Source organism: Halorientalis sp. (assembly GCF_028275115.1).
GTDB lineage: Archaea > Halobacteriota > Halobacteria > Halobacteriales > Haloarculaceae > Halorientalis.
In genome coordinates, this window is record NZ_JAQCNH010000027.1 from 52,126 (window position 1) to 65,333 (window position 13,208).

General features: G+C 65.4%; 14 protein-coding genes and 1 tRNA gene. 4 read left to right on the plus strand and 11 right to left on the minus strand.

The features are described 5' to 3' along the window. The first annotated feature begins 131 nt into the window (after positions 1 to 131). Positions 132 to 491 carry a hypothetical protein gene (locus Q0964_RS04275; RefSeq protein WP_299263825.1) on the plus strand — a complete coding sequence of 120 codons (360 nt, stop codon included), beginning with the start codon at positions 132 to 134 and terminating at the stop codon, positions 489 to 491. A 30-nt stretch (positions 492 to 521) separates the two neighbouring features. Here the strand turns inward: Q0964_RS04275 and Q0964_RS04280 are convergent, their stop codons facing one another. The 5 genes from Q0964_RS04280 to Q0964_RS04300 all read right to left on the minus strand — a co-directional run bounded on the left by Q0964_RS04280 (position 522) and on the right by Q0964_RS04300 (position 5,790). Next, positions 522 to 1,139: a class I SAM-dependent methyltransferase gene (locus tag Q0964_RS04280; RefSeq protein WP_299263826.1), complete on the minus strand. Its 618-nt coding sequence runs from the start codon at positions 1,137 to 1,139 to the stop codon at positions 522 to 524. Positions 1,140 to 1,182: 43 nt separating this feature from the next. Beyond that, positions 1,183 to 2,457, minus strand: a complete 1,275-nt coding sequence (dinB, locus tag Q0964_RS04285) for a DNA polymerase IV (RefSeq protein ID WP_299263828.1) — start codon at positions 2,455 to 2,457, stop codon at positions 1,183 to 1,185. A 65-nt stretch (positions 2,458 to 2,522) separates the two neighbouring features. After that, positions 2,523 to 3,092: a hypothetical protein gene (locus tag Q0964_RS04290; RefSeq protein ID WP_299263831.1), complete on the minus strand. Its 570-nt coding sequence runs from the start codon at positions 3,090 to 3,092 to the stop codon at positions 2,523 to 2,525. Continuing rightward, positions 3,089 to 4,723: an FAD-binding oxidoreductase gene (locus Q0964_RS04295; RefSeq protein ID WP_299263834.1), complete on the minus strand. Its 1,635-nt coding sequence runs from the start codon at positions 4,721 to 4,723 to the stop codon at positions 3,089 to 3,091. The genes Q0964_RS04290 and Q0964_RS04295 overlap by 4 nt, the downstream gene beginning before the upstream one ends. Positions 4,724 to 4,956: 233 nt before the next feature. Beyond that, complete coding sequence (locus Q0964_RS04300; protein ID WP_299263837.1) at positions 4,957 to 5,790, minus strand: hypothetical protein; 834 nt, start codon at positions 5,788 to 5,790, stop codon at positions 4,957 to 4,959. Between the two features lie 150 nt (positions 5,791 to 5,940). Here Q0964_RS04300 and Q0964_RS04305 point away from each other — a divergent pair, with 150 nt between their 5' ends. Continuing rightward, on the plus strand, positions 5,941 to 8,193 hold the full coding sequence (locus Q0964_RS04305) for an NADP-dependent malic enzyme (protein WP_299263840.1): 2,253 nt from the start codon (positions 5,941 to 5,943) through the stop codon (positions 8,191 to 8,193). Between the two features lie 157 nt (positions 8,194 to 8,350). On the opposite strand, the gene Q0964_RS04310 is transcribed toward Q0964_RS04305, so the two are convergent. Continuing rightward, complete coding sequence (locus Q0964_RS04310; protein ID WP_299263843.1) at positions 8,351 to 8,683, minus strand: hypothetical protein; 333 nt, start codon at positions 8,681 to 8,683, stop codon at positions 8,351 to 8,353. 112 nt (positions 8,684 to 8,795) lie between these two features. Here Q0964_RS04310 and Q0964_RS04315 point away from each other — a divergent pair, with 112 nt between their 5' ends. Further along, positions 8,796 to 9,164 (plus strand): DUF2237 family protein, encoded by a 369-nt coding sequence (locus tag Q0964_RS04315; RefSeq protein WP_299263845.1) that lies wholly within the window; start codon positions 8,796 to 8,798, stop codon positions 9,162 to 9,164. Between the two features lie 185 nt (positions 9,165 to 9,349). Continuing rightward, positions 9,350 to 10,258, plus strand: a complete 909-nt coding sequence (locus tag Q0964_RS04320; protein ID WP_299263848.1) for a prenyltransferase — start codon at positions 9,350 to 9,352, stop codon at positions 10,256 to 10,258. Positions 10,259 to 10,338: 80 nt separating this feature from the next. On the opposite strand, the gene Q0964_RS04325 is transcribed toward Q0964_RS04320, so the two are convergent. From Q0964_RS04325 to Q0964_RS04345, 5 genes are all read right to left on the minus strand, one after another. After that, positions 10,339 to 10,611 carry a hypothetical protein gene (locus Q0964_RS04325; protein ID WP_299263851.1) on the minus strand — a complete coding sequence of 91 codons (273 nt, stop codon included), beginning with the start codon at positions 10,609 to 10,611 and terminating at the stop codon, positions 10,339 to 10,341. Further along, the gene (locus tag Q0964_RS04330) at positions 10,611 to 10,847 is read right to left on the minus strand and encodes a hypothetical protein (RefSeq protein WP_299263854.1); all 237 of its coding nucleotides are present in this window, start codon (positions 10,845 to 10,847) and stop codon (positions 10,611 to 10,613) included. Before Q0964_RS04330 ends, Q0964_RS04325 begins: the two co-directional genes overlap by 1 nt. A gap of 629 nt (positions 10,848 to 11,476) precedes the next feature. Beyond that, positions 11,477 to 11,654 (minus strand) — tRNA-Trp (locus Q0964_RS04335). Between the two features lie 45 nt (positions 11,655 to 11,699). Continuing rightward, entirely contained in the window at positions 11,700 to 11,927 is a 228-nt protein-coding gene (locus Q0964_RS04340) for a DUF5795 family protein (protein WP_299263857.1), read from the minus strand. 48 nt (positions 11,928 to 11,975) lie between these two features. Continuing rightward, entirely contained in the window at positions 11,976 to 12,836 is an 861-nt protein-coding gene (locus tag Q0964_RS04345; RefSeq protein WP_299263859.1) for a DUF5794 domain-containing protein, read from the minus strand. Positions 12,837 to 13,208 lie beyond the last annotated feature (372 nt).

The window sequence follows — 13,208 nt, forward strand, 5'->3', positions numbered from 1 at the left end:
GCTTGTCGTCTACTCACACCGCGGCGACATAATCGTCAGTCAGCCAGCCGTCAGACGCGAGTCCCGCGGCCGATACGGGCCGAACCCATATTACCGAGTGGTGAGAAAACGTTACACCGAAGTCGTTCACCATGCGCCGTCACGAAACCACCGTCGAGGACGGGACCGTCTACGTCGAGACCGACGACGGACAGCTAGAGGTCGGCGCCCTCGACCGGATCGTCGACGCCGTCGGCGGCCACGCCTGGACCATCGAGTACTCCGACTGGGAGCGCGAGTACTACGATGACCTCGACACCTCCGACGAGGGGATGATCGTCGACGTGGTGGACATGACCGAAGCCATGACCCACGGTGAGTCGTTCGTGGAGATGCTCAGGACACATCCGTCGGAACCGGCGGCCACGACCACCGAGCGGAGCGCCCTCTCGCCGCGGATGGGGTTGTTCGTCGGCAAACTGCTCGAAAATCTCGAGAGCGGTCTGGGCTGAGCCCGCCGGTCCAGCGACCGTTCCCGTGACTCAGACGACCCGGAACAGACGAATCGTATCCCGTTCTGTGGGTTCGCGAATCAACTGAGCGAACCCCCTGTCCGAGAACACCCGTTTCCAGTCGCGGTGATACAGCGGGAACTCGTCGTCGACGTAGCTCACGTCGGTCTCGCCGCGACCGCGGTCCGGGCCGTTACCCTCGTTTTCGGCGGTCACGAGCAGGTCGGTCGTGAGCCGCTGGAACTCGTCGAACACCCACGCGTCGTCGGGATGCACGTGCTGGAGGGTCTCGACCGTGTATATCACGTCGAAGGCCCCGTCGTCGAACCTCGGAAGCCGGTCTTCGAGGGCGCCGGTGTGGAAGGTTCCCGCCGCGGCGAGGTGGGGGTAGTGGTCGGCCAGCACCTCGAAGGCGTCCTCGTTGATGTCGACGCCAGCGAGGTTCTCGAATCCCTGCCGGCGAAGGTGTTCGAGGTGGCGGCCACAGCCACACCCCACTTCGAGAACGTTCGCGTCGTCGGTCGCGTAATGGCCGAGGACACGACCGATGGTTTCGCTCACCTCGTTGGGACCGATCTTCGCGTAGTAGATGGGCGAGAACCGGCCGGAGCGTTCGGCCCAGTCCTGGCGCACGTCGTCCGGGTCCATGTATTCACCCTGACGAGGGCGAGTAATCAATCGACTGGTACCGTCACTCCTCGAACTCGGACAGCGAGGTCTGTCCCCGCGGGTCGGCGTCGTCGCGTTCGTCGTCCTGCGTCGCGAGGAACTCGCCCAGCGAGTAGTTTTCCCGCACGCTGGTCGCTCCCGAATCGTCGCCCTCGAATCCGTCGAGACTGGCCTGTTGGGCGTTCGAGAAGTCCAGATTCGAGACCCGAACGCCTATTTTCCGCACGTCGGCGTCGCGGAACTCTTTGAGGAGTTCGAGCGCCACCTCCGCGACGAGGCCGGCGTCTTCCACCGGACCCGGGAGCGACTCCGCGCGGGTATTAACCTCGAACGGGGGTGTGACGATTTTGATTCCGATGGTCCGGTAGAGCGCGTCCTCGCGCTTTGCGCGTTCGGCAACGTCGCCGGCCAGCGCCCGGACGCGCTCGCGTTTGCGTTCGATGTCGTCGGTTGCCTCGGTGAACGCCGACTCCCGGGAGAGGCTCTTTGGCTTCCCGACGGGTTCCACGATTCTGTCGTCCTCGCCGCGGGCGTACGACCAGATCTCTCGGCCGCGCCCGCCGAAGCGGTCCTCGAGGCGCTCCGGGTCGGCGTCGGCGAGGTCGCCGGCCGTCTCGACACCCATCGACCGGAGTTCACGGGCGGTGACGGGACCGACGTTGTGGACTTCCTCGACGTCGAGCGGGGCCAGAAACTCGCGGACCTCGCCGGGTCTGACGACCACGAGGCCGTCGGGCTTGTCGTGGTCGCTGGCTATTTTAGCCGCACTCATCGCCGGCGCGATCCCGACGCTGGCGACGACTCCTACCGTTTTTTCAATCCGGTCTCTGAGCGTCTGTCCGAACGCCGCGGCCTCGCCCCAGTCCACCGTGCCGGTCACGTCCAGATAGGCCTCGTCGATGCTGACCTCCCGGACCGTGTCCGCAGTGTCGTGCAGGACGCTTTTGACCTCGCTGGCGACCGACTCGTAATACTCCATGTCGACCGTGCGGTAAAATCCCGCTTCGCTGGGGTCTACCTCTGGGTCGTCGACGGCGTCGATTCTGCGGGGGAGCAGTTCGAGCGCCTGCGAAATGGGCATGGCGCTCTCGACGCCGAACTCACGAGCCTCGTAGGTGGCGGTGGCGACTGCACCGTGGGTCTCGCCGGACTCGTAGCCCATCCCGACGACGAGCGGTTCACCCCGCAGCGCTGGCTCCCGGAGTCGCTCACAGGCGGCGTAGAAACAGTCCATGTCGACGTGACAGATGACCTGCTCCGGCGAGTCGTCGTCGACACCCGGCAGCCGCCCGTCCATGCAGCGGCGTTCGGACCGCCCCCACCTAAGTCCCTCGCCCCGCGACACGCGGTGGCGAGACGGATTCAGCGACTACCCGGCCCGGCGGTCAGCCGCGGCGTCGGCCCATCGAGGCGGTCGCGGTTCTCCTCGATAGCTAGCCGCGATTCGTCGCTCACACCGGGGAGAAAGCCCACGGCGACGACGGCCTCGACGGGATGGGCCTCCAGCTGACTGCGCGCCTCAAACAGCCGCCCGTAGCCGTCCGACCCCCACTCGACGTCGCTGGCGAACACCATCTCCTGGAACGTCCGCCCGTAGTTGGCTGCTGCCTTCTGCGAGAGCGTATCCAGCCGCTGGGTGATCGCCGACCCCTCCCTGTGAGTTCCGAGCAGAAGGTCAGTTAGCGGGTAAGACGTGTCGTCCTCGATGGGTGACGCGTACGCACCGGGAATCCTGGTGAGGTGAGGTCCCTCGGCGCCCCCAGCCGCGGTCCCAGCGTCGCCCTCGGGGTCGTCCCCGGTCCCGCTGGTCACTTCGTAGGCGAGGAATCTAGGGACACCGGCCTCGTAGAGGTGTGCGACGACGGCGGGTTCGAGGCCGCCACCCAGCGGCGGGGCAGTCCCGATTTGGACGACGGCGGTCAGCGCACTCATCGTTCCTCGAGCAGTGCGCCCGGGTTCATGATGGCGGCGGGGTCGAGGCGCGCTTTGGCCGCCTGAAGCGCGTCGCGGAAGTCGTCGGGTGACTCCTCCTCGTACCACTCCCGATGGGTCCGGCCGACGGCGTGGTGGTGGGTGATCGTCCCACCGTGTTCCTCGATCACGTCAGACGCGGTGGCCTTGATTTCGCGCCACTGTTCGAGTTCGCGCCCCACGTCGGCGGGTGCCAGCAACGTGTAGTACGGTGCCGGCCCGTCGGGGTAGACGTGTGTGAACCGACAGGAGAGAAAGCCCGCGCCGCATTCCTCCCGCATGACTTCGGTTACCTGCTCGGTTATCTGCTCGTGCAGGGTGTCGAACTGGTCCCAGGTGACGGCCGTCTCGAAGGTCTCGGCGATGACCCCGAGGCTCACCATCGCGTTGAACTTGTACGGTGCCTCGAAGAAAGCCGAGCGCCACTCGCCCGCCTCCTCGCCGCGGTCGTCCCCGGCGTCGTCCGTGTCCAGATGCGGGCCTTCGTAGCTGGGGTCGCCCGAGACGTTGCCGCCGTGGTCCTCGGCGATTTCGAGGGCACGGGCGAGGTCGTCGTCGACGGGGTGGTCGACGGACTCGAAGCCCAGCACGAGAACGTGGCTGCCGTCCATCGCGACCTCGTTCAGCATCGCCTCTCGACTGTCCAGCAGGCGGCAGTTCGCCGGGTAGAGCCGTGCCTGGACGATTTCGCGGGTCGCGCCGACCGCCGCCTCGAAGTCCGAGAATCGGACGGTCGCACGAGCACGATATGACGGGCGGGGCTGGACGCGGAGCCAGCCCTCGGTGATGACGCCGAGCGCCCCCTCAGAGCCGAGGACCAGCCGGTTCGGGTCGGGCCCGGCACCGGACGCGGGAAGACGGCGCGACTCGAACTCGCCGGAAGGGGTGAGCATTCGGACGTTCTCGACGAAGTCGTCGATGTGCGTGTAGACGGTTGCGAAGTGGCCGCCAGCGCGGGTCGCGATCCACCCGCCCAGCGTCGAGAACTCGTATGACTGGGGGTAGTGACGCAACTGGAGGTCGTGTTCGCGGAGCTGGTCGTTGATCTCCGGGCCGGTCGCCCCGGCCTGTATCCTCGCAGTGCGGGAGTGAGCGTCGACCTCCAGCACCTGGTCCATCTCCCGGAGGTCCAGCGAGCAGACGCCGGCGTAGCCGGACCCGTCACCCTCCGGGTCGCACTCGACGCCGGCGACGACACTCGTGCCACCGCCGTACGGGACGACCGCAATCGCCGCTTCGGTCGCCCAGTCCAGAACGGCACGGACCTCGTCACCGTCCGCGGGTTCGGCCACCACGTCCGGAGCCGACGAGAAGTCGCCGTGGAACCCGCGGACGAGGTCTCGGTACCCGCTGCCGTAGGTGTGGCGAATCCGGTCCTCGGTCGCGGTCGAACAGACCCCGGCGAGGTGGTCCGGGACCGACACCGACGACTCGGGAATCGACACGTCCGAGAGAGTTGGCGGGTCCAGACGGGGGCGTTCGGGGAAGCCGAGCATGGTCTCCATCCGGGTCGCGAGTTCGTCCCGCTCGGCCTCGTCCGGGAACTTCTCGGTGTAGCCCCAGCCCCAGAAACTCATGTCGCTATCTGGCATCAGTGTATCTGTGTCTATCTGTCTCAAAAGCGTTGGGTCGCAGTACTGAGGTAGGGGTACCAGAAAGATGGACCCCGGAACACGCGCCGGCTGGCCAGCCGTCCGCCGGGAGTCCCGGTCGTTCGCCGATGCCAATTCACGAGTGGTTACGACGGTGATTCCCGTCGAGAATCCACAGCGAATCGGGGTTCTATTACTTTGTCGAACAGTGACAAACATAACTCTTTCGCCGGTCAGCGGGCCCGGGTGTACCGTGCGGTCAGCGCCGCTCCACCGATTCCGTAGAGAAAACCGGCGGCGTGGGCGAAGACGTTCGTGACCGCACCGTCCTCGACGATGGTGGGCGGGAACAGGACGGAGACGAAGCTCACCAGGAGGACGACGACCAGCGCGGTCTGTGTGACCTGAATCAGTTCGGCTCGCGAACTGGGCCGGGACTGTATCGTCGGTCCCTTCGACTCCCGGCTGATACCCCACGCACAGACTCCCCAGCCGACGGCGAAGAGGCCGGCGACCGGGAGCGTCACGGTCCCGACGTAGATGAGATACACCTCGAACAGGAGCAGGAGCCAGATGGCGAGCCCCGCGTACCCGGTCACTCGATAGTCGTACAGTCGGTTCAACGCCGCCAGCAGGGCGACGAAGACGAAGCCAGCGAAGCCCGCCCCGACGCCGGAGAAGCCGCGGCTCACCGGTTCGATGCCAGGATACAGCAGGCCGATGACAGCGTAACTGGTGAGACTCACCGCGACCGGCAGGACGAGCAGGAAACCCGCGAACGTGACGCGAAACCACCGCCGGTGATCGACCTGCACACAGAGTCCGTACGCCACGAGAGCGGCAGCGACGTAGCCCGCGACGTTACCGACCAGGTGGGCTACGTCCAAGTGAACGAACGCGCTGGTGTACAGTGAGACGGGGTCGATTGTCTCGTGACGAAAGGCCAGTCGCGTGCGGACGGCCGGCGGAAGCGCGACGTGGGCCCAAACGAGGACAGCCGCGACGACCCCGATCAGCCCCAGGTCGCGGAGAGCCGTCCGTGACCGGTCGACAGTGGCGGTACCCATCGACCAATTCGAGGGCCCCCAATGGCGAATAACTCCCGGTTCCGGTGACCGGTCGCGCCGCCGGCGCGAGGCCTCGGTAGCCGCTCAGTGTGCCATCTGTCCGCGTGTCTCGGGCACGATTTTTTGTCCGCGCGGCGACTGACTTGCCCTATGGGACTGGACGACGACGCACTGGAGTACCACCGGACCGATCCCACCGGAAAAATCGAGATGGAGACGACAAAGCCGACCAACACCCAGCGCGACCTGAGTCTCGCGTATTCGCCGGGCGTCGCCGCCCCCTGCAGGGAGATCAGCGACGACGCCGGCGAGGCCTACACGTACACCGCCAAGGGCAATCTCGTGGGCGTCGTCTCGAACGGCTCCGCGGTACTGGGACTGGGCGACATCGGCGCACAGGCCTCCAAACCTGTGATGGAAGGGAAAGGCGTCCTGTTCAAGCGCTTCGCCGACATCGACGTGTTCGACGTGGAGTACGACTTCGAGGAGACCGACGCGTTCGTCGAGGCCGTCGCCGGCATGGAGCCGACGTTCGGCGGGATCAATCTGGAGGACATCAAAGCGCCGGAGTGCTTCGAGATCGAAAACCGTCTCCGCGAGCGCATGTCGATCCCAGTCTTCCACGACGACCAGCACGGCACCGCCATCATCACAGGCGCGGCCCTGCTGAACGCCACGCACATTCTCGAGAAGGACATCGAAGACCTGTCGATCACGTTCGCCGGCGCCGGTGCCGCAGCGACCGCGACCGCCCGCTTCTACGTCTCGCTGGGCGTTCCCCCCGAACAGATCACCATGGCCGACGAACACGGAGTCATCACGACCGAACGCGACGGCCTCGACGAGTTCGTCGAGCCGTTCGCCCGACCGCCGGCGGGGGGCGGCGACCTTGCCGATGCGATGGCCGGTGCTGATGCCTTTGTCGGCCTCTCGGTCGGCGGAATCGTCTCACAGGAGATGGTCCAGTCGATGGCCGACGACCCCGTCGTGTTCGCGATGGCAAATCCCGACCCCGAAATCGGTTACCGGGAGGCGAAGGCGGCCCGCGACGACACCGTCATCGTCGCCACCGGCCGTTCGGACTACCCCAACCAGGTGAACAACGTCCTCGGATTCCCGTTCATCTTCCGCGGCGCGCTGGACGCCCGTGCGACCGACATCAACGAGGAGATGAAAGTCGCCGCGTCGGAGGCCATCGCCCGCCTGGCCCGGACGGACGTGCCCGACGCAGTCCGGAAAGCATACGACGACGACCCGCTCCAGTTCGGCCCTGACTACATCATCCCGAAGCCGTTGGACTCCAGAGTGTTGTTCGAGGTCGCCACCGCCGTCGCCCGGGCGGCCATCGACAGCGGCGCGGCCCGTCGCGACCTCGACCTCGACGCCTACCGCGAACGCCTCGAAGCAAGACTCGGCAAGTCTCGTGAGATGATGCGGGTCGTGCTCAACCGCGCACAGAACGACCCCAAACGCGTAGTGCTGGCCGAGGGCGACGACGAGAAGATCGTCCGCGCCGCCCGCCAACTGTCGGCGGAGGGCATCGCCGAGCCCATTCTCGTCGGCAACCGCGAGGATATCTGGCGGTCCATCGACGACCTCGGACTCGATCTCAACCCCGTCGTCGTCGACCCCGAGCGAGACCAACTCGAACCTTATGCCGAACGACTGTACGACCTCCGGAAACGCGATGGAATCACCCGAAAGGAGGCCACTGAGCTCGTCGAGAACGACAACTACCTCGCCAGTGTCATGGTGGAGATGGGCGACGCCGACGTGATGTTGACCGGTCTCACACACAACTACCCCTCTGCGCTGAAGCCGCCACTGCAGGTCGTCGGCACCGCCGACGACGCCGACTACGCCGCCGGCGTCTACATGCTTACCTTCAAGAACCGCGTAGTGTTCGTCGCGGACGCGACGGTCAACCAGAACCCCGACGCCGACGTGCTCGAAGAGGTGACCCGCCACACCGCCGAACTGGCACGTCGGTTCGACGTGACCCCCCGCGCCGCGTTGCTCTCGTACTCGGACTTCGGCAGCGTGGACAACGAAGGAACGCGCAAGCCACGCCAGGCCGCCCAGCGGCTCCGGGCCGACCCGGCGGTGGACTTTCCCGTCGATGGGGAGATGCAGGCCGATACGGCCGTCGTCGAGGACCTGCTGACCGACGACTACGAGTTCACCGATCTCGACGGCCACGCGAACGTCCTCGTGTTCCCCAACCTCGAAGCCGGCAACATCGGCTACAAACTCCTCCAGCGCCTCGGCGGCGCGGAGGCTATCGGCCCGATGCTCGTCGGTATGGACAAACCCGTCCACGTCCTCCAGCGTGGCGACGAGGTCAACGACATCGTGAATCTTGCGGCCGTGGCGGTGGTCGACGCTCAGCAGAGCAACGAGTAGCGGGCGAACGAAACTCGCTGAGTCGCGACCGTCCACCGGGCGCCGTGTCGCTCCGCTCGCGCGGCGTCGGAGTTCGGGGTCGACGGCTCGGTCCGGGTCCATCCAGCCCGGCCAGCCGGTATGCGTCCGGTCGCAGTGGCGATTCCAGAGCGAGTGCTCAGTCCCGAATGCGGCCGTCTCGTCCGGCACCGCTTCGATTTAGGTAAACCCGGCTCGGCGGCAGGTCGCCGAGTATCCGTCCAGGCTCACCGCGACACAGCGACAGGCTGTCGCCGTGGTCCTCGTCCCGGGTTGCGTGGTCGACGACCGTCTCGTAGCCGAACCGTGGTCTGGCGTCGCAGACTATCCCGCTCCGGTGGAACTGCGAATCGAACAGGTACACCGGACCGGACGGGGGCTGGTCGTCAGCGGCGGCCGCGTCGAGTGCCGCGTTGCCCCACGGTCGACGGTCGTCGCGGTATCGGACTGCGATTCGCGGCGTGGAACCCACCTGGAGTCTGGTCTCTGAGAGTGGGTCCCGGATGACCCGCGCCCGACCTCACTCCGGTCTGTGGTACTCTCTCGTGGGACACGTCTTTTACTCGCCCGCTGTAAGGTCACGTATGACCGACGAGCAGAACGTTCTCGGCATGGAACTGGAGCCCTGCAGCAAAGACCCGATGACCGGCTTCGAACGGGACGGGTGCTGTCGTTCCCACCCAGCCGACACTGGCCGTCACGAACTCTGTGCCGTCTTGACCGAGGAGTTTCTGGAATTTAGCAAGGCTCGCGGCAACGACCTGATGACGCCTCGACCCGAACTGGACTTCCCCGGCCTCGAACCCGGCGACCGCTGGTGTCTCTGTGTCGGCCGCTGGCTCGAAGCGATAGACGAGGACGTCGCACCACCTGTCGTGCTGAAAGCCACGAGCGAGGCCGTGCTGGAAGATGTCGAGCTCGCGACTCTCGAAGACTACGAGTTCGACAGCTGAAACCGGCGTAGGTGCACCCTGGGCTGCGGCGCGCTATCGGCCCGGACGACCCCCCTGGCCGGGACCTGTCGTCTCTCCAGTCCGAGCGTGTCGCCCGGGGATAGGTCGGTTGCATCGACGGTGCCACAGACCGCGGGAGCGCAGTAAACCAATGCTTGATGACCGTTCGGTCCGTACTCTACGGCATGCCTGCGGAGACAACGACCAAGAGCACCAGCCGTTTCACGGCAGTCTTGAGGGTCGCGCGTGCACCGTTTCTCGCACTCCCGCTCACCCTCGCCGCGGTCGGCGTCGGTGCAGCGGCTGTCACCGGTGGCGCCGACGTCGGCCGCGCTGTGATCGCTACGGTCGGCCTGACCGCCGCACACGTCGCTGTCAATGCCCTCAACGAAGCGCGGGATTACGAGACCGGAATCGACCTGGAAACCGATCCGACGCCGTTCAGTGGCGGGAGCGGGACCCTTCCGTCCGGCGAACTCTCGCCACGTGATGCTCGCCGCCTTGGCTACGCCGGTCTCGCGGTAGCTGCGGTAATCGGTGTCTGGTTCGTCTCCTTGGTCGGTCCGGCACTCATTCCGGTCGTCGCTCTCGGCGGGGTGACGGTCGCGGCCTACACGCCCGTGTTCACGAAATACGGTTTAGGCGAACTCGCCGCCGGACTTGGCCTCGGGTTTCTGCCCGTCGTCGGCATCGGCTTCGTCCAGACCGGCCAGTTCACTCCCGCGCTCCTCGTGACCGCGCTCCCACCCCTGTTTCTCACCTTCAACCTGCTGTTGTTGAACGAGTTTCCGGACCTCGAACCCGACCGTGACGGCGGTCGCCGTAACCTGATCCACCGATTCGGCCGCCGAGCAGGCGGCCTGCTGTACGTGCTCGCCGGCGGTGCCACGGCCCTCGCCGTCGTCACTGCTGTCGCCACCGGGACGCTCCCACTGCCCGCACTCCTCGCGCTCGTCCCGTTCGTCCTGTTCGGCCGCTGTGCCCGCTGGGCGCTGACACGACCCGACACCGACGTTCCGACCGCGCGACTCCGGGACAACGTCCTCTGGATTCTCGCGACGAACGTCGCGCTGGCCACGGGGCTTCTCGTCTGAACGTTCGGAACACAGTTCCAGAAACAGCGTTCGGCCCCGATGTCCGTCCTACTGAGTCGCCTCGAGCGGTAGCGGTCCAGTTACTCGTTTTTCGGCGGTGTGTCGAAGTAATCGAGTGCGTCGAGAACCGCCCCGATAATGAAACTGATCACGGCCACGGCCAGGACGAGGCCAGTTAACAGGAGCGAAATCGGATCCGGGAGCGTGAACTGAAACGCCGCGATAAATACGCAGGTGATGATCGCGACGACGAGCAGGAACGATCCCGCACTGGGGTCTTCTCCCGTGAGAAACTCGATGCCCGAGAGGAACGTCGAGCGCTGTGTATCGTCGTCGACGGTGTCTGCGCTCATCAGGCCGACCCCGCTGTCTGCTGTTCGGCGGCTTTCTGCACGATCTGCACCAGGTGTGACACCCAGATGCCGGCCGTGAATCCAAACAGCGTCGAGACGACGACGGACTTGACCAGTAACTCCAGTGGCGCGAACGCTGCGATTAGACAGAGTGCACCGAACAAGAACATCAGTCCGTACTGGATTCGGGTTTCGAGTTCGAGCTGTCGGATTTGGTCTCCTACTGTTGTGCTCATGTTGTATCGTTGGTGTTTTGATCGGGTTGGAGCCGCCGGTTTCCGCAGTCACGGAGACTGCTATCACTCGGTCGGTGTCCAGTCTGGCGGAGTACCCGTCGGACGCTCACCGGCAGACCAAGACACCGAACTCCGGTGTGAGAAGGGACCTACGAGCCCCGTACACGGGTCCGCACCGCGAGTACGGGTCACCATCCGACGGGAGCCGTACCTGCGATACGGTGTCCGCATCGCCGCTCAGGCTTGGTGCGCCGGTCCTTTTTGAGTATTCTCACTTAGAAATCTGGTACGAATCCCAGACGTATTAATCACTGGTTCTGGCAAACGGCGCGGCTCCGCTCCTCGACGGAGCCGCGTCCGTATGATGCGGGAGAGCCACGTCACCGGGACGTGGCAGGCGTTACACTCTACCCGTTTCCAGGTCCCGCCGGCTGCCCCGAATCAGCGTTGCCGCGAGCCGGTCGCGTTTTGCTGTCGCCGCCGGTAGACGGCCGCCAGTATCGTGAGGTTGACCGCGCCGGGGCAGTTTCGATGACGGGTTCAAATCCTCACTCGAAATCTCGACCCTCGAAACAGAACCCTGTAGCAGCAGGGCTGTGCGGTGGATTTAATCGGATGAAGTGAGGTTATGGGGTCGGAGAGATTTGAACTCCCGATCGACTGATATCTCCGGTCGCGCCTCGGAACCCCAGAGGGTCATCAGCGCGGACGGTGATCAGCCGTCCGCTCAGTATATCAGTCTGGAGTTTCGTCACCGGGCGCGGTGCCTCTGGAGTCAGTCGCCATGCCGGACTTGGCCACGACCCCGTGTTATTTGATTAGACTAGTTTCCGTAAAGAGATTTCGATTCGGTCAGTCCCGGTCCGTCTCCGACCAGTCGCAGTCCTGACACTTCTGTCCGGTGACGAACTCGGTGACGGAAGGCATGTAACCCACTTCGAGAACGTTGCCGCCACAGTCGGGGCAGTCCTGGCTCGCGTCTTCGATAGACTCTGCGTCCATCACGCTGTCGCCTTCGATAATTTCGGCCAGTTTGCCGGGCGTGACCATCCGTCCCTGAACAACGCGGTTGTCGGCCATATCTACATTCGCGGGGTCACGTTCCTAAACTTTCCCTTCGACGCGAACTTACAGCCAGGGGGCGTGGTCCTCTTCGGCGACGGTGTCGGGACTCGCAGGGCCCACGGAGTCGTACTCGTCGTCGGCCCGGGACTGGTCGCCGCCGTCAGAACCGTCGTCGGAGCGGAGGTCGGCCACCGAGTCCTGCGGGTCGAACGCGAACAGGAAAGTCATACCCAGTACGGCCAGGGCCAGCGGCGCGTCACCGGGTACGAGGCCGAACAGACCCAGCGGGAGGACACCGAGTGCGACGGCACTCCCGAACCGGAACCGGTCGATGTCCACGATGTCGCGAAGCCACGGCCCAAAAACGGCGAGGTGGAGCGCGAACCCGACTGCAACGAGCGCCGCTGCGGCCGCTCGCAGCATCAGACCGGGGTCGAACTGGACGACCAGTGCCGCGCCGGCAGGGTCCAGGCTGGCGACCAGTCCGAGCGCGATAATAATCGCCGGCCGCGGGAGGAGGTCACCGACCCGGGCGCTCGCGGTCTGTGCGGCGACCGCGAGGATGACGAGACCGGCGAACCGCTTGAATACCCCGAGGTCGATGAACCCCGCGATGGTCGGGGCCAATGCCGCCTCGACGACTGCGCCAACGACGACGACGCTCCCGACGAGCAGGACGGATCTCGCCTGCTCTCTCGGCGAACCGTCCATGTCGGCGAGGACAACCGCGACGGTCGCGCTCCCGCCGAAGATCAACAGACCGACCTCCAGAATTCCCGTCGGTTCGGACAGGGCACCGGCGAGAACGAGTGCCGGGAAGATACCGTCGAGTAACGGAAGACACATAACGGTCGCAAGCAGGCGCGTCGCACCGCCGACGCGTCGCTCGATACGAAGCGCGACCGGATGCTGAGACTGGCTCATTCAGCGCGAGTGGCCCTCTCCCGTGGCCATCGGGTGGTGTGAACGACGTATCAGGGCGCGCCAGTGCGGGTCGACATCGCCCGCGGTGGCCGGTTTCTCCGCCGTATTGAATGTGCGGTCGTCGCAAAATGTGTTGTCGCCACTCGCGGCTAGTGACGGTTCGCTCGCGACACGCACGTTCGATTGGCTGGCGGAATCCATGCCTATAACAAGTATTGTCGGAGTCATAAGCGTTGTGTGGGATACGCCCCCACGGAACGGGAATCGTCCACTCACGGCGGCGGTTACTGTCCAGTCGTTTCGGTTGACAACGGATCCTGGGACGAACTCGGATTTTTTTCTGACGGGCCGGCCCGCGACAGGTCGAGTCGG

Bases quoted from the DNA above. Each gene is read 5' to 3' on its own strand.
- Q0964_RS04275 (WP_299263825.1), top strand. From the start codon at position 132: ATGCGCCGTCACGAAACCACCGTCGAGGACGGGACCGTCTACGTCGAG.
- Q0964_RS04280 (WP_299263826.1), bottom strand. From the start codon at position 1,139: ATGGACCCGGACGACGTGCGCCAGGACTGGGCCGAACGCTCCGGCCGG.
- dinB (WP_299263828.1), bottom strand. From the start codon at position 2,457: ATGGACGGGCGGCTGCCGGGTGTCGACGACGACTCGCCGGAGCAGGTC.
- Q0964_RS04290 (WP_299263831.1), bottom strand. From the start codon at position 3,092: ATGAGTGCGCTGACCGCCGTCGTCCAAATCGGGACTGCCCCGCCGCTG.
- Q0964_RS04295 (WP_299263834.1), bottom strand. From the start codon at position 4,723: ATGCCAGATAGCGACATGAGTTTCTGGGGCTGGGGCTACACCGAGAAG.
- Q0964_RS04300 (WP_299263837.1), bottom strand. From the start codon at position 5,790: ATGGGTACCGCCACTGTCGACCGGTCACGGACGGCTCTCCGCGACCTG.
- Q0964_RS04305 (WP_299263840.1), top strand. From the start codon at position 5,941: ATGGGACTGGACGACGACGCACTGGAGTACCACCGGACCGATCCCACC.
- Q0964_RS04315 (WP_299263845.1), top strand. From the start codon at position 8,796: ATGACCGACGAGCAGAACGTTCTCGGCATGGAACTGGAGCCCTGCAGC.
- Q0964_RS04320 (WP_299263848.1), top strand. From the start codon at position 9,350: ATGCCTGCGGAGACAACGACCAAGAGCACCAGCCGTTTCACGGCAGTC.
- Q0964_RS04325 (WP_299263851.1), bottom strand. From the start codon at position 10,611: ATGAGCGCAGACACCGTCGACGACGATACACAGCGCTCGACGTTCCTC.
- Q0964_RS04330 (WP_299263854.1), bottom strand. From the start codon at position 10,847: ATGAGCACAACAGTAGGAGACCAAATCCGACAGCTCGAACTCGAAACC.
- Q0964_RS04340 (WP_299263857.1), bottom strand. From the start codon at position 11,927: ATGGCCGACAACCGCGTTGTTCAGGGACGGATGGTCACGCCCGGCAAA.
- Q0964_RS04345 (WP_299263859.1), bottom strand. From the start codon at position 12,836: ATGAGCCAGTCTCAGCATCCGGTCGCGCTTCGTATCGAGCGACGCGTC.